The sequence below is a fragment of the Bradyrhizobium sp. Ec3.3 genome (assembly GCF_000472925.1).
Classification (GTDB): Bacteria; Pseudomonadota; Alphaproteobacteria; order Rhizobiales; family Xanthobacteraceae; genus Bradyrhizobium.
This window is the reverse complement of record NZ_AXAS01000008.1, coordinates 219,942-235,426: the sequence shown is the minus strand read 5'-3', so window position 1 is coordinate 235,426 and position 15,485 is coordinate 219,942. Positions and strand designations below refer to the sequence as shown.

Here is a 15,485-nt window from a genome sequence, read left to right as displayed (position 1 = left end):
CCCACTCTCTTTGGCAGCAAGTATGTCCAATATTCCGATCCATAAAGCTCGCCCATACCTCTGTAATGCGGGTTGAGGACGACTCCCGAGGCCGAATAGATGCGATCCGCCGCTAGCGCCAGCATAGCGCCACCAGCACCAGCATTGCCGCGCAATCCGGCGATGACGAGATGGGACATGGTATTGAGAATCTCGAGGACCAGATCGTCGATCGCGTTTATGTTGCGCCAGGATTCCTTGGCCGGGTCGTTGCTCGCCTCAATGACGTTGAGATGGATGCCGTTCGACCAGAAATCGACGCCGCCGAGCAATACGATGACTTTCGTCGGCCGCGAACCATGATTCGGGATCTGATGATTGGTGGTGCGTCGGTTGAAGATACGCTGACGCTGTGGGCTTCGTCGTTGCGAGATGCCAAGCAACGCATTCGTCCGCTGTTTACGCGGGAGCGGGTCGCGGCCTCGGCGTGGCAGTTTCTCGACGGACCGTTGGGCCACGAGCCGCGCAAGACGGGGTGGATGCGGGCAGAAGCGGCCGGCGATCCAGGGCCGTGGCGCCAGCAGGCGATCTTGGGCCGAGGGCAGTGGGACGCCGACGCGTTACGCGACATTGTGCGTGCTGGAAGCGCTGACCGATGAGGAGCTGGCCAGCCGCCGACACTTGAAGCGAGGCGCTCCTGAGAGCAACTTGGCCGACCTCATCGGCTCCGTAGCCAACCACGACCGATTGGTCCCCAACGTTCGGAATTGGAGCGATCATTGGTGTGTAAACAAAGAGAGGTAGAGGAAACTCGAGCAGCAAAAGGCCCAGATCGACTGTTGCGCGATGCTCTCTCATTGCCGTGGCATCGAAGTCGGGTGAGGCAAAGCTCGATTTCACTCGTATGTTGATACGTTTAGAATCAATTGCGATTACTTGACGAGCGATACCAGGCGCCGCGCAGTGAGCAGTGGTCAATACCACGGATTTCGAGAGAGCGATTCCTGTGCAGGTCGTCCGGGCGTCATCTACGATGGACACAACGTGGTATGCGTCATCGAATGGATTGCCGGGAGTTGCTCGGCCGGTGATGGCGTAAGCGGCAGGAGATGCACCAAGGCACCCCAATAGAGACGCAATCGCAGCAAGAGAAGCAAGCCAGTTCATCGCCCCACCATTCCTGTTCGCTTCTTTTGCACTCTAAGGATCGCGTTCTATGTCGGCAACTTAGCCTGTTGACAGCATTGGGCAGTAGAGCAGCGTGCCTCTTCTTAACCCACAGCTTCTATGAACATGCTGCTGCTCCGCCCTACTACCTATGCAAAAGTGAATCGCAGGGATTCCAAAAGTCCGTTTGTATAAAACAACCGGTTCGGAGACCTTCGGCATGTCTACGGCCCCCCTCATCACCTACATCCGCGTATCCACCTCGGCTCAGGGACGCTCAGGCTTGGGCATTGAGGCACAGCGGCACGCCCTCGCCCACTTCGCAATCGCCGAGGGATACGAAGTAGTCCGTGAGTTCGTGGAGGTAGAGACCGGCAAGGGCGCCGATGCACTCGACCGCAGGCCCCAGCTCAAGGCCGCCTTGGCTGCCGCGCGGAAACTCAGGTGCCATGTGGGTGTCGCGAAGCTCGACCGGCTTAGCCGTGACGTTCACTTCATCTCAGGCCTCATGGCCCACAAGGTGCCCTTCGTGGTCGCTGAATTGGGCCCTGACGTTGACCCCTTCGTCTTGCACCTGTTCGCCGCCCTGGCTGAGAAGGAACGTGCGCTCATCTCCACGCGCACCCGGCAAGCGCTATCGGCCGCAAAGGCCCGCGGGGTCACCCTAGGCAACCCCAAGCTCCACGCGGCCCGCAGGAGCGCCGTGGAAGCCGTGAAGGCCGAGGCTGACCGATACGCGGCGAATGTACTGCCGATCATCCGCGAGGCCCAAAAGGCCGGTGCGAGCACGTTGCGGCAAATCGCTGAGGCGCTGAATGCGCGGGGTATCCCCACGGCCCGAGGTGGCCAGTGGTACGCACAGTCGGTCGCGAACATCCTTGAGCGCGCGTAAGGAGGACAATAATGTCAGCCCTTGGGACACTATTGGTGCTGCTCTCGACTCTTCTAACGGCGCTCGGATCCGCGAGGGCCGCATTCCCGCTTCTCATCGCCGGCTTGTGGATGATCTACTCCGCTTGAGGCCGAGCGAAGTAGCACGAGACTACACGCGAAAGTTTGGGTCCCATCCGGCGACATGGGACCCTTTTTGACATCAAGCCCCAGTGCGACTTCAAGCTTCCTTCGCTTCAAGGGCGGCGGCGGCGAAGGTCACGGTAGCAGTGCGCGTGCGGTTCACGGGGCCATGCAGGCGTAAGGCTGCAACTGAGTGCCTCATGTGCGTTCAGCCCCGGCCTCGGACTCCACGTGGTCGACTTGGAAAGAACGCCGCCGCCGAGGTTCACAGGGCCGCGTGTTCACCACAGGGCGCTCGCCCTCACAGTTCTGCGACGGTGTCGCCTAGGCGCAAAGATGTGGACTGTTGTCACCTCATGGTAATGGTGACGCGAGCCAAGGCGACCGAGAGCCCCGCACCCAGCTTAGGGCCGCGAACGACCATGATAACTCCTTTCGCGTTTCGCAACCGCGCGACGCCTATTCCACCCGCGATGGCACCACCGGCTCCGACCGCAATATAGTTGCCGGCTAAATCACCGGGAGTACGTAAGTTCAGCACTCGCCCTTCATACTCACTGACGCTTAGCGCCAGCGTGGCTCCAAAACTCGCACCGGAAATCGTGAACGGATAAGTCTTCCCTTGGAATGTTAGCGTGCCCTCACCACTACCAACGCCCGCGACAACGCCAGCCGCGCCGAAGACAACACGAACGGTGCCCGTCTCTGCTTGCGATGGATTTACCGTGGCCGTCCAGACCGCGAGGGCCAAAAAAGCAGAGGTAATCACGCTGAGAACGTCACGCATGTTTCTGCCCTATTGATGAGTGGCGATCAAACTACAAGCTTGGACAAAAGAGAAATCTTGATCGGACGTACGGATGTTTGAGATAGATCAACGCACGAAGCGGTGGCCGCCGCCGAAGTTCACCGAGCCGCGTGTTCGCCACAGGGAACGAGGCGGCACACAGGGTTCATTCGGGCAACCCCGCTTTCCGAAGCCCCTCAATCATCAGCTTCGCGTTTGATTGCCCACCCCGAGCGATCCACGAAGATATTGTAAAGGCGGGATCGACCTCAAGCAAACGCGCCGCCGCCTCACGCGCTTCGGCGTCACGTCCGAGATGGGCGAAAGCGGATGCGAGGCAGCGGTGAGCTGGGGAAAATGAGGGATTCTGACGTTGGGCTTTCTTCCCTGCGACGATGGCCTCGTCAAAGCGACCAAGCTCAATCAAGCCCATCCCTATCCCAGCAAACGGCTGGTATAGCAGCGGGTCTACCGGGCTCATGCGAATGGCGCGTTCAAAGCTGCGAACCGCTTCCTCCGGTAGCCCCGCACATTTATGGACCCAGCCTCTGCACGTCCACGCCCAATATGAATTGGGGTTGAGCGCGACCGCTCGGTCTGCCATTTCGATCTCGCTTTCGCAATCGCCGACCATGTACGCCGAGATTAGGCAAGCCCATGCTAACGTTTCTGGATCACCAGCGTCGAGGCTCAATGCCAAGCGAAGAAGCCGAACCGCTTCCTTGCGGTCGAATTGAGGATCGATAGCATAGCCCCAAAGGACGTTGTTCATGTGACAGACACCTGCCAGACCCGCGACAAATCCGAACCGGGTGTCCAACTCTAAAGCGCGATGAGCCAGCCTTATTGCCTCGGCCACCCCTTCACGGGTCGTCATGTAAAACTGCTGCATGGCTCGGAGAAAAAAATCATAGGCGGTGAGGTTCTCCGGTCGCCGCCGCGCCGCTAGTCCAATTTCTGTTTGAAGTAATTTTGGCTGGATGGCTGAGACAACGGCGACCGTGACCTCGTCTTGGAGAGCAAAGACGTCCGTCAGGTCACGCTCGAACCTATCTGCCCAAATGTGTGCGCCCGTCACCGCATCAATCAATTGGCCGGTAATGCGAACCTTCCCCGACGCCCTGCGCACAGCCCCCTCAAGGACATAGCGTACGCCAAGCCTATGTCCGACCTCTTTCACATCGACGGCTTTGCCTTTGAACGTAAAGCTTGAATTGCGTGCGATCACGAAGAGCCATTTGAACCGCGACAGCGCCGTTATGATCTCCTCAACCATCCCATCCGCGAAGTATTCCTGTTCGGGATCACCGCTCATGTTCTCGAACGGCAGCACGGCGATGGAAGGCTTGTCAGGCAACGGAGGCGGGCTCTCAGTCTCAGCGACACGCGCATGAGCCTCTCGCGCTTCAGCCGGCGCATTCACCTGATATGCCCTGATTGGCTCTTGAATGTTCTTCACCTGCTGAACACCAAGGTCCACAAAGGTCACCGGGAGGACCTTGCGCACCTGATCGTAAGTCGCGCCGGAGATGCACACGCTCCCCGGTGCTGCGATGGACTGTAGCCGCGCGGCAATGTTCACACCGTCGCCGAAGAGGTCACCAGCGCGTATCATTACGTCACCGATATGAACCCCGATGCGGAAATTGATGCGCTTGTCGGTCGGGACACCAGCGTTCGCCTCGGCCAAAGCGGTTTGCACTTCCACCGCGCACTGCACGGCGTCAACCGCGCTTCCGAACTCCGCTAAAACGCTATCGCCCGCCGTGTTCGCTATGCGGCCCCTGTGGTCCCCAATGAGCTTATCGAGGATCGCACGGCGTTTGGTCAGTCCTTGGAGCGTGCCGACCTCGTCAGCGCCCATGAGGCGGCTGTAGCCTTCAACATCTGCTGCGAAGACTGCGACGAGGCGTCGGCTGACTGCCATAGGGTCTGACATGCAAGCCTCAATGCAAACCTTGGCGACTAGTGTAACCGGGTGCCCGCCACGTCAACCTGACGACGTCAGCCTTCGGGCACACCAGCGATACGCATACCCTCATAGAACCGTTCGCGCTTCGCGAGGAAAGTCGGATTGTCCCCCGGTGCCTGGAGTTGAAACCGGCGAATACTGAAGCTTGGATTGAGTGCAAGCCCGGCCTTCGCAGCGGCCTGCGCCTCTTCAATCGAGCCAAGCAGTGCAAGCGCGCAAGCGAGGTGGAAATTCGCAAGCGGGAAATTGCGGTTAGCGTCGATACTACGGCGGAGCCAGGTAACGGCCTTAGCATGGGCGTTGAGGTTAACATTCGCGATGCCGGCCCACATCATCCACCGATAGGCAAAGACGTCGCTTGGAGAGAGACGTAGCGCTTCACGAACATGGTTCTCGGTCTCCGCTGGGCGATCAAGAATATGCTTGGCGAGACCAATCCAGGCATGAGCGCTGGCCAAGTTTCGATCTAGCACCAAAGCCTGCTCGCATTCTGCGATCCCTTGCGCCGAGCGGTTCGTGAAAATGTACACGGCACCAAGCTGCATATGGGCCACTGCGTGGTATGGCGCTACGGAGACAGCTTTGATCAGGGTAGCCTCGGCTGTTGCAAGGGGATTGATCCGGTCGTCGCCAGAAAAGTTAGCGCCTCTGTTGAGATGTACCGTTGCGGTGCCAACGAGCGCTTCGATGCACTCAGGATCGAGCGACAAGGCACGTTCAAAGAAATTATGTGCTTGCTTCAGGTGGCCGTCAGTCAGCCCCCTGTGCAGGCAAGCACTGCCCTGGAAACACAAGTCCATCGCATCAGGCTGCGGTGAACGCTCTGCTCGCCGCGCCTCAGCAGTAGTGAGCTGAGCATCGAGTGTGTTAGCCAGCCTTGAAACGATTTCATCCTGTATGTCGAACAGGTCGGCGACCGGCTTGTCGAAGCGCTCCGCCCAAAGTTGATTACCGGTCTCGGCGTCAATCAACTGAACGTTCACCCGAAATCGATTTCCCCCGCGCTGCACCGAGCCTTCGAGCAAATACCGGACATTTAGCTCGCGTCCCAGCTTCTTTACGTCTACTGCTTTGCCCTTAAACGTGAACGCGGTGTTGCGCGCAATCACGAACGCACCATTGATGCGCGATAAGTCCGTGGTTAGGCTCTCGGTCACCCCATCCACGAAGTACTCTTGCTCGGGATCGCCGCCGATATTCGCAAACGGCAGCACCACGATGGACAGACGTGGAGTTGAAGATGGCAGCGGGGCGGTTTGATGAGCATTCTCGCTCAGACCAACCACATAGGCACGTATCGGACGGGCGATGTTCTTGAGGCTCTGCTCGCCAAGATCAGTGAAATCGACCGGCACCTTGCCGCGAACTTGGTCGTAGGCAGAAGACGAGAGGCAGATGCCACCCGGCTCCGCGATGGCCTCCAGCCTAGCAGCGATGTTGACGCCGTCCCCGAGGATGTCTTCGTCCTCAATCAGGATGTCCCCGAGGTTGATCCCAATCCTGAAGAGCATACGCCGGTCATGCGGCACCCCTTCGTTCCTCTGGGCCATCACAGCTTGCACAGCCACGGCGCATTCGACCGCATCGACCACCGAGGGAAACTCAAGCAACACGCCGTCACCCATGGTCTTCACGAGGCGACCGCCATGCTTTGCCACGAGGGCGTCGGTAACCTTGCGGTGTTCGCGGAGGGTGCGGGCGGTGCCGACCTCGTCGAGGCCCATTAGTCGCGAGTAGCCCGCCACGTCAGCCGCGACTATGGCTGCTAACCTGCGTCCGACCCGGGGTGGATGCGCTTCGGCCATGGCACGCGATCCCGTTCGCAAGGAGGATTATGCACGATGGAAACCTCTCGCGCCACTACGCGAACTCGCTTCCTGTAGGGCACACGGGGCATTCTAGCGGAAGCCATTGGAGAACGAAGGCCACACGAGGCCCGCAAGAGCGCATGACGGCGGAGACCGTATGGCCTGCAACTCTGCTGATGGTTACCGCGCTGGGCTGGGGAGGCCTTGCGCACTGGATCATCACCCACAGCGCCTAGCCCGCTCTAACTTATGTGAACGCCGTCATAGACTGCACACGTCATAATTGGCCGATCCCGGAATAGTTAGGTCAAGTCTGGGACTGTCATGGCCATTTATCCAATGTTGCGGGGCCAGCGGCTGGCGCGAGCCTGTGTGCTCGCGGCGGCGTACGAGGTGACCTTACGCGCTCTCGCGGTGAAGGATCGGGATGACCCAATCGCGAAACTGATCGCGGAGAAGATAGTCCAGATTGGGCAGCGTGGCGTTCAGGACCCGCGCCAAATCTCCAACCTCGCCATCAAAGAATTGGTTCACTAAGCCTCGATGGGCGCACACGCGTTTTGGGCCCCGTCTTGGGCCAACCTACGGTTCTGAAAAGTTCGGCCGGGCGACTTCAAAAATCGAGAGCTAAAGCCGCGGCCGCCACCGAGGTTACGGCAGATGGTGTTTCTACGAGGGGGCGTTGATCGATGTCCGCTCTGGTCCGGTCGCGACCAAACTTCGCCGGCACCGAACTGTCGCGATGGGCCAACAGGTGACATTCGAGAAGATAGTGGCGGCAAACGAGGCGGCCCTAAACAGGGTGGGCCGGTGCTCCTAGGCGCACCGGCCCGTAGCTTCAGCAGCCCGGCACAGGTTGTTCGGCTACAGGCGAACGCTATGACTTCTGGTAAAGCCGCCAGATGGCTCAAGGGAGCGGACTTCGTAGGTCCGGCAGGTTCCAACTGCAAACAGACCGTTGGGAGTGGTAGGATAAAGGTCGGTCGCCTCGGCGGATGACCATTGCCCGTATGGCGGAGCCAACGATGCCTCCTCTGGATACTGCGGTGATCGTTCTCGCTGGCATCGCTTTTCTTGCAGCCTTCGTAAATGGCGCGCTCGGCTATGGGTTTTCCTCGCTCACCGTTCCGGTGGCTCTCGTTTTCTATGCAAACCGCATCCTGAATCCCGCCGTCGTCCTGGTCGAGGTCGTCACGAACTTCTACGTTCTATCCATCAATTTGGACGGCGTGGCAGCTGTATGGAAAAGGGTATTTCCAATCATCACCGGGCTCCTGCCCGGCATCGGAATAGGAGCCTTGGTTCTCACTACTGTTCAGCCGGGCTGGATCAAACTCGCGACATACGCACTCATTCTGCCCCTCATCCTGATTCAGGCAGCCGGTTTTCGGAGACCAATTCGTCAGACATGGTGGGTCGGTCTTCCCTTTGGAACTGCGCTGGGCATCCTGTATTCGGTCACCACCATCTCGGGACCACCGCTGGCGATGTTGTTCAACAACCAAGGTCTGGTCAAAACCGAGTTCCGGGCCGGCCTTGCATTGGTTCGCGTGGCCGAGTCGAGCGTGACCGCCATCGTCTATTACCAGCTTGGCCTATTTACGGCTGAAAGCGGGAGCATCTTATGGGTGCTTGTTCCCTGCGTTGCGGTTGGCGTACCGCTCGGAGCCTATGTCATCCGCCATCTGGATGCGGAGACGTTTCGTCGGATGTGCATGAGCTTTGATGCGTGGGTCGTGGGATTCGGTTTCTCCCGCGTATTGATCGAACTGAATTTGGTACAAAGTCCCTGGGCCTATGTCGTTCTGGCCCTCACATTTTTGATCGACGGCTATTTGCTGTACATGTTTTTCACACGGAGAGCGGCCTCAAGGCGATCGGAAAGAGCTTTGCTTACGCCCGGCGCTCCGAGTGGGCTGGATAATCGCATCGTTTCGGAGATGACCGAACCTCCCTACGACCCGCTTGCTCGGCTTAACACCGACCTCGGTTACGTTGTGGCGATCCTTGCTATCGCCATGCTGGTCTTTGCGGTTTTGCCTCCAATTCGCCTGCCATAGAGCGCGGACTCGGCTCGCCGTTGGATCAGCAAAGGGTCAGGCGGCATCCGCACCAACGCGACTCGGGCTGGAGGAGTCTTCTTGGCGAGATGTCCGAGATGGGTCACGAGCGTCGCCCTCTGCAACAGACGTCGGCCGATGATTTCCGCTGTGCCCCGTTAGCGACCGACGATGCGTGGCGGTGCAATATGTCGCGAAGAGGCCACGAGCGGAAGTCGCTCTTGTTCGCTGAACGATAATTGCTGGGTCGGACGCGTGCTCGTGCATTGAACGCCGCCACGCGTCAACGCGAATTCCTACTGCTTGCAAAGTCCCTTCGGCGTCCAATCGTGCACAAGGGTGGACGGCGGCTTAGATGTTTCGTGAAGGATCAATACCAGCGCGCGGCGCGTCTCGGTGCCGGTCGCGGTAAGGTGCATAGGCGGTCCTCCCGGCACAATTACATACTCCCCGCCCGCCCGGCCGACTTGCTTGCCTTGTGGGGTCTCCAGGCAGGTCTCGCCGCTCAGGGTGTACCAAGCCTCTGGACCGGAATGGAAATGCGCCGAGGAGGTCATTCCGGGAGTGAAAATCGCCTCCATGTACTGAGCTGAGTACGCCTCCCCTGCCTTAACAGGAAGTGGGCCGATGTCAGCGAGGTGTTCGCCCCCAATGGGCCGCCAGTTCTTGTCTTCGATGCTTAGCAGCCAGAATTTGCCAAAGGTCTCCACAACCGCTCCACCCGGTTGTCTGGCGCGCTCCGCGTCCGCTCGAGTGGGGTAAATGTCGAGGTGCCAGAACGTTTCCGATTTACCGATCTGCCCGAGAGGTTGATCTGTTATGATCCAGCATCCCAGTTCGCCCGTACGCTCGTTCATAGGTGTGCAGCGGACGCCCTCAGAAAGGTGCTGAGCAGCCAGGTGAGCCCCGGGCAATGCCGCTAAGAGCAGCCACGCGACGGCAATCAGAAGTAGCCGTACAGAGCGACGAGCTGTCATGAACATCTCCAGTAGGGTCCGGTCAATATAGCATTCATAGATTGCGAACTTAGCATCGGCTCGCTCCTTGGGTAAGCAAATTCACCATCTGTCGCGGGCACGAGAAAATCGTTGGACTGTGCGGCTACGGCTGATCACCGCAAGCATGATCAGCCCGGGAAGGGCCGAGTTCGCGCGCGACGCGAGAGACATGAAGGGACGCCGTGGGTCGACTACATGGGACCGGCGTCGCAGGAATACCGGTCGCTTAGCAACAAAGTCGAAGCGGCATATTCGCGGACCAGATCTCTGCAAAAGGCGAGTGAGCAAATTGGGCCGATTGCGGATGCCCGCGGGCTTCCATCACGCGAACAGTTCACCAAGCTGTCTCAGTGGTCTGCCCTGATTGAACATGTGGCGTATCGCTGCGCGACAAGAATCGGCGGTCTGCTGGATGTCGCAAGACCCCACATCCTGCAACATGCGAACTTGGACAGCGAGGAACTCAACGCGCGTCTGGCCCAATATTGGGTGACCATGCATGCGATGGCGAATATGACGCTTTTGTCATCGGAGCCCGCCGCTGGTTCCTGGCTGTCCGATATGGCAGCAAAGGTCTCATGGGGGACGTGGACACCGACCTTCCCGTTGCTGCGCGAACGGACGTTATGGTTGGCCGTTTGCGCGGCGCACTCCGCCATGGCTTTCGGACATAAGGCGGTCGAAAACTATGTGAACCTGGCGTCGCGAGCGACGCATCCGATCAAAGTCTTCGATGCCCTTTACGGACTGTCGGCAATAGCTCTGGGCAACCCAGACATTTGTAAGCCGGTTCTGGCCGAGCTGCGATCGCTCCGGGGAACGCTCAAGCAGCGTTACCTTGAGCACTCGGTCCTGATCGAAGCAGCTTTCGACGCCATAAAGACGATATCGGCTCCGGTTTTCGAATTGGACGGCTCCGATTGGGAGATCCGGACACTTGGATGGCATGCGCCGTTAAAGCAGGGCCTGGCGACACCTGCGCCCTTCGAGCGGACCCGGCAAGCATCAACTCCTCGGGACGCTTCCTCGGTCTAGTTGTCTTGCCATTCATCGTAAGCACGTCGAGGCATAACCTGTACCCCATGAGATCGAAGGGGCGACATGGGATAGCGAACGCGACGATACTGGAGATCGTACTCAGGGCCTGGGGAGCTGCTATCGTGCGAAACCCGACCAGTACTCTCCACTAAACAAATCTGCCGCCATCTGGTTTGCATCTTCCAAACGAACTCAGGCTGCCGAAAGGGTCGACGCGTTCGGGTCAGGAGGGCAAGGCAAACTCGGACTCCGCAGCGCTCACTCGACCACTGTTAGAGTTCATGTGCGGCGACGTCGGGGATCTGGAACGGCGATTTGCTGGCGATGAGGCGATCATGAAAGCTGCCGTGTACCACTGGCGGCGGAATCTCCTCCAACACATCGGGGCTCACTTCCGCAACGAGACGGAAGCCTGCTTCCTCGACAAGACGGAAGGCACCCGTATCAGCTCGGGAGAGCCGTCTCCCGCTATCGAGGATGGTGTCGAATATGGGCTGCAAGTCGTGTGGTGAATTGGCAATAGCGCGCAGCACAGCCGAGATGGCCGCCTGCTGCCGAAGAACCTCGACCAGATTCTCTTGCAAATCTGAACGGCCGTGAGCGGCTTCGGGCGCTTCGCCGGTTTCGGGCTTGTTCATCGCCGTTACTCCCCGACCTAAGTTGCGGCCGGAGATGGTATCGCTCCAGCCTCCACTCGGATAGCTCCCGTGGGAACCTGAGCCCGAAAAATGCGTTCGAGGTCTGCTCTCGGTCAATCGCGTCGGTTTGGTCCGGTCTCGGTGAGGTCCGATCTACCCGAAGATCATCGCTGGTCCGCTTCGAAAGCCTGTTTTCCCTTTGCGTTCCACAGTGCCCGCGCATGCTCGTGCTCATCGCTTTTGAGCTTGTCGCCCATCCAGAGCAACGCGCCATATATCGTGGCGCGGTCGTCGCCGGTCAGTTCGACAATCCCGGCCTTGACGACGAGACCGCCGAGTTCGATGAGGTGCCGCGTCCGCTTCCGGTGCTCGACTTGCCATGTGCGCATGTCATGTCGCGCCCTTGCCGCCTGATGGCGGTCGCGTGCCGCCCGGTTGCGCTGGAGCGCTACCAGTGTCGCGGTCAGGTGTCGGTGCATTTCGCCGCGACCGTCCCTGAAAGAACGCGGCCCCGCGCTTGAACCATGCCTCCCTCTTTGCGGCGTCCTTCGTCTCGGCCAGCACGATCAGCGCGCCCGCCAGTTCATTGGCGCTAAGGGTGTCAGCTCCAACGGCGATCACCAGTTCACCAAGCTGCTGCACCTTGCGGCTCTTGAGGTTCCGCGCCTTGTCCCCAAGCGCCTTCAGTTCCGCGTCAAAGTCCCTTGGCTTGCGCATCCTCGTCTCCATGTGTGTCGATGGAGAATGATAGTCGAGCAGCCGGCACAATGTTGTAAGGTCGTCAGGACGGTCTGGGACGCGGTAGTCCCTCCCGAGAATTTTTCGAGGAAGGGCGCGCTTATACGTCGTTCCGACGTGCGCTTCGCCGTGTCAATGATCTGATCGCGATGGCGATCTATCATCTTCACGTCAAGGTCATTGGGCGCAAGTCCGGCTCGAGCGCTGTGGCGTCAGCCGCCTACCGCTCCGGCTCGCGGCTGCGCGATGAGCGCCTGGACCGCAGCCATGACTTTTCCGGAAAGCGCGGCGTCGTCCATTCCGAGGTGATGTTGCCGGAGAATGCGCCGGGGGCATGGAGCGACCGCGAACGGCTGTGGAACGATGTCGAGGCGCTCGAGATCAGGAAGGACGCGCAGCTTGCCCGCGAGGTGGAGTTCGCCATCCCGCGCGAGATGACACAGGCGCAAGGCATCGAACTCGGCCGCGACTTCGTTCGCCGCGAGTTCGTCGATCGGGGCATGATCGCCGATCTCAATGTGCATTGGGACGTGACCGAGGACGGCATGCCCAAGCCCCATGCCCATGTCATGCTGACCATGCGCGCGGTGGACGAGAACGGTTTTGGCCAGAAGGCACGGGACTGGAACCGCACGGAGATGGTGGAGCGCTGGCGTGAACGCTGGGCCGAGATCGCCAATGAGCGGCTTGCCGAGCTCGACATCGACGCCCGCATCGACCATCGGAGTTTTGAGGCACAGGGCCTCGCGCTTGAGCCGCAAAGCCAGATCGGCGCGCCCGCCAAACGGATTGAGGACCGGGGCATCGAGAGCGGAGGGACAGAGGCGGACCGGGCCGAATTGCACCGCGAGATCGCGCGCGCCAATGGAACGCGGATCATCACCGATCCTTCCCTCGCATTGGACGCGATCACGCATCAGCAATCGACCTTCACGCAGCGCGACATGGCGAAGTTTGCGCACCGGCACAGCGATGGGATCGAGCAGTTCAACGAAGTCATGGGCGCGATGCGCGGCGCCCCGGATCTGATCGAACTTGGCAGCGATAGACGGGGCGAAGATCGCTTCACCACGCGCGCGATGATCGAGGCGGAACATCGCCTGCACCGAGTCGCCGAACTGATGGCCGAAAGGAATCGCCATCAGGTGCGTGACAGGGATCGCGAAGCGGCGCTGGCGCGTGCGGAAGCCCGCAGCCTTGTCCTGTCGACCGAGCAGGCCGACGCGCTGGCGCATGTCACGGAAGGGGCAGATCTCGGGATGGTGGTCGGCCACGCCGGGACCGGCAAGAGCGCAATGCTGGGCGTGGCGCGGGAGGCCTGGGAAGCCGCGGGCTACGAGGTCCAGGGCGTGGCGCTCTCCGGCATCGCGGCAGAAAATCTCGAAAGCGGATCGGGCATCGCGTCGCGCACCATCGCCAGCATGGAGCATGGGTGGGGACAGGGCCGCGACCTGCTCACCGCGCGCGACGTCCTGGTTGTGGACGAGGCGGGCATGGTCGGCACGCGTCAGTTGGAGCGCGTGCTGTCCCATGCGGCAGAGGCCGGCGCGAAAGTCGCGCTGGTCGGCGATCCCAGGCAGTTGCAAGCAATCGAGGCGGGCGCGGCATTCCGGTCCATTTACGAGCGCCACGGCGGCGTGGAAATCAGCGAAGTGCGCCGTCAGCGCGAGGACTGGCAGCGCGATGCCACGCGCGATCTGGCGAGCGGCAGGACGGGCGACGCGCTGGAGGCTTATCGCTCCCAGGGCATGGTGCATGAAGCCCGAACCCGCGACCAGGCGAGCAACGATCTGATCGAGCGCTGGGATCGCGATCGCCAGGCGGCGCCGGAGCGCAGCCGGATCATTCTCACGCACACCAACGACGAGGTTCGCGCCCTTAACGAAGCTGCCCGGGAGCGGATGCGGGCTGCCGGTGATCTGGGGGATGACGTGCGCCTGGCGGTCGAACGCGGCGCGCGCCACTTCGCCAGCGGCGATCGCGTGATGTTCCTGCAGAACGAGCGTAGCCTTGGCGTGAAGAACGGCACGCTCGGCACCATCGAGCAGGTCAACGCGCAATCCATGACCGTGCAGACCGACGATGGCCAATCCGTTCGCTTCGACTTCAAAGACTACAACAAGATCGACCATGGCTATGCCGCGACCATCCACAAGGCGCAGGGCATGACCGTGGACCGCACCCTTGTGCTGGCGACGCCGGGCATGGATGCCCATGGCAGCTATGTCGCCCTGTCGCGGCACCGCGACGGTATGGACCTGCACTATGGCCGCGACGATTTTGCCGGCGAGGGACGGCTTGTCCGCACCCTGTCGCGCGACCGCGCCAAGGACATGGCATCCGACTACGAACGCGCCGATCCGGCACAAAGCTACGCCGAGCGGCGTGGGATCACCTTCCGCGAGCGTGTGGCCGAGATCGTGCGCAAGGTCGTGCCGGAGAAGTTGCGCGGCATGTTCGACGGCATGCGCCCGCCCGAAAGTGTGCCCGGCCGAGATAGCGGGCAGCGGCCGGAACGGGACACGCCGATAAGGGAAAGGAGTGGTGCGGCAGTCGAGCGGCGCGAAATCGAAGCGCCGGAAAGGAGGGTGGCCGTAGACCCGGAAGCGGAAGCGCGTCGCCTGCGAACGAAGGCTCTGGTGCGGCACGCCCGCGCCGTGGATGCGATCTTCACGGCACAGGAGATGGGCGGCAAGGCAAGTCCCGAGCAGGTGAAAGAATTAAACAAGGCCCGGCGGGTCTTCGAGGGCTTGCGGCCCTACGGCTCGGTCGATGCCGAAGCCGCCTACAAGAAGAATCCCGAGCTTGCCCGCGAAGCTGCATCCGGCCGGCTCAACCGCGCTGTCCGCGCCCTCCAACTCGAGACCGAAATGCGCATCAATCCAGGCCGCCGCGCCGACCGCTTTGTGGAACGCTGGCAGGAGCTCGACGAAACCCGCCTGAGCCAATATCAGGCAGGCGACATGTCTGGCTACCGGGCCACGCGGTCGGCAATGGGTGATATGGCGAGAAGCCTCGAACGCGACCGCAATTCGAATCCCTCCTCGCCAACCGCAAGAGAGAGCTCGGCATCGCCTTCGATTCGGGCCGGCGGCTCGGTCTCGAACTGGCCTTCACTCACGGCCTCGATCTTGGAAGAGGCCGGGGCCTCGGAATTTGATCTATCCTTTTTTCCACCGGCTCTACGCGACAGCACGGCGACGCGAAGCACTCTGTTGCGCGCTGCGAGCGCCCCCCTCTCTGCTCTCAGAAGGCGTCAGAAACAGCCAGCAGGAGGCAGTGCGGC

11 protein-coding genes and 4 pseudogenes are annotated in these 15,485 nt (G+C 60.6%); 6 read left to right on the top strand and 9 right to left on the bottom strand.

Going from position 1 to position 15,485, the window contains the following annotated elements; all coding sequences use genetic code 11:
• Window positions 1-335, bottom strand: a pseudogene (locus YUU_RS0110290) (enoyl-CoA hydratase-related protein); the annotation flags it as partial.
• 3 nt (window positions 336-338) lie between these two features.
• On the opposite strand from YUU_RS0110290, the pseudogene YUU_RS50605 reads away from it, so the two are divergent.
• Window positions 339-617 (top strand): annotated as a pseudogene (locus YUU_RS50605) (IS701 family transposase); the annotation flags it as partial.
• A gap of 55 nt (window positions 618-672) precedes the next feature.
• On the opposite strand, the pseudogene YUU_RS62680 reads toward YUU_RS50605, so the two are convergent.
• Window positions 673-1,146, bottom strand: a pseudogene (locus YUU_RS62680) (trypsin-like serine protease); the annotation flags it as partial.
• A 220-nt stretch (window positions 1,147-1,366) separates the two neighbouring features.
• Here YUU_RS62680 and YUU_RS0110280 point away from each other — a divergent pair.
• On the top strand, window positions 1,367-2,038 hold the full coding sequence (locus YUU_RS0110280) for a recombinase family protein (RefSeq protein ID WP_027522282.1): 672 nt from the start codon (window positions 1,367-1,369) through the stop codon (window positions 2,036-2,038).
• 471 nt (window positions 2,039-2,509) lie between these two features.
• Here YUU_RS0110280 and YUU_RS0110275 read toward each other — a convergent pair whose 3' ends face one another.
• From YUU_RS0110275 to YUU_RS0110265, 3 genes are all read right to left on the bottom strand, one after another.
• Window positions 2,510-2,947: a hypothetical protein gene (locus YUU_RS0110275; protein ID WP_027522281.1), complete on the bottom strand. Its 438-nt coding sequence runs from the start codon at window positions 2,945-2,947 to the stop codon at window positions 2,510-2,512.
• Between the two features lie 166 nt (window positions 2,948-3,113).
• A complete protein-coding gene (locus YUU_RS0110270; RefSeq protein ID WP_245287989.1) occupies window positions 3,114-4,886 on the bottom strand; it encodes an adenylate/guanylate cyclase domain-containing protein in 1,773 nt (590 codons plus the stop codon).
• 65 nt (window positions 4,887-4,951) lie between these two features.
• Window positions 4,952-6,724, bottom strand: coding sequence for an adenylate/guanylate cyclase domain-containing protein (locus YUU_RS0110265; RefSeq protein WP_027522279.1), 1,773 nt, complete (start codon window positions 6,722-6,724; stop codon window positions 4,952-4,954).
• Window positions 6,725-7,051: 327 nt separating this feature from the next.
• On the opposite strand from YUU_RS0110265, the gene YUU_RS0110260 reads away from it, so the two are divergent.
• Window positions 7,052-7,264 (top strand): hypothetical protein, encoded by a 213-nt coding sequence (locus tag YUU_RS0110260; RefSeq protein WP_027522278.1) that lies wholly within the window; start codon window positions 7,052-7,054, stop codon window positions 7,262-7,264.
• A gap of 488 nt (window positions 7,265-7,752) precedes the next feature.
• Window positions 7,753-8,787 carry a sulfite exporter TauE/SafE family protein gene (locus YUU_RS50600; protein WP_084801397.1) on the top strand — a complete coding sequence of 345 codons (1,035 nt, stop codon included), beginning with the start codon at window positions 7,753-7,755 and terminating at the stop codon, window positions 8,785-8,787.
• A gap of 296 nt (window positions 8,788-9,083) precedes the next feature.
• Here the strand turns inward: YUU_RS50600 and YUU_RS55035 are convergent, their stop codons facing one another.
• Entirely contained in the window at window positions 9,084-9,764 is a 681-nt protein-coding gene (locus YUU_RS55035) for a cupin domain-containing protein (protein WP_156944199.1), read from the bottom strand.
• Between the two features lie 216 nt (window positions 9,765-9,980).
• On the opposite strand from YUU_RS55035, the gene YUU_RS0110245 reads away from it, so the two are divergent.
• Window positions 9,981-10,820, top strand: coding sequence for a hypothetical protein (locus YUU_RS0110245; RefSeq protein ID WP_156944198.1), 840 nt, complete (start codon window positions 9,981-9,983; stop codon window positions 10,818-10,820).
• A 275-nt stretch (window positions 10,821-11,095) separates the two neighbouring features.
• On the opposite strand, the gene YUU_RS0110240 is transcribed toward YUU_RS0110245, so the two are convergent.
• The 3 genes from YUU_RS0110240 to YUU_RS0110230 all read right to left on the bottom strand — a co-directional run bounded on the left by YUU_RS0110240 (window position 11,096) and on the right by YUU_RS0110230 (window position 12,178).
• Window positions 11,096-11,461, bottom strand: coding sequence for a hypothetical protein (locus tag YUU_RS0110240; RefSeq protein WP_027522275.1), 366 nt, complete (start codon window positions 11,459-11,461; stop codon window positions 11,096-11,098).
• Window positions 11,462-11,625: 164 nt separating this feature from the next.
• Window positions 11,626-11,850: a conjugal transfer protein TraD gene (locus YUU_RS0110235; protein WP_027522274.1), complete on the bottom strand. Its 225-nt coding sequence runs from the start codon at window positions 11,848-11,850 to the stop codon at window positions 11,626-11,628.
• A 1-nt stretch (window position 11,851) separates the two neighbouring features.
• A complete protein-coding gene (locus YUU_RS0110230; protein WP_027522273.1) occupies window positions 11,852-12,178 on the bottom strand; it encodes a conjugal transfer protein TraD in 327 nt (108 codons plus the stop codon).
• Window positions 12,179-12,348: 170 nt separating this feature from the next.
• Here YUU_RS0110230 and traA point away from each other — a divergent pair.
• Window positions 12,349-15,359 (top strand): annotated as a pseudogene (traA, locus tag YUU_RS50590) (Ti-type conjugative transfer relaxase TraA).
• Window positions 15,360-15,485: the final 126 nt, after the last annotated feature.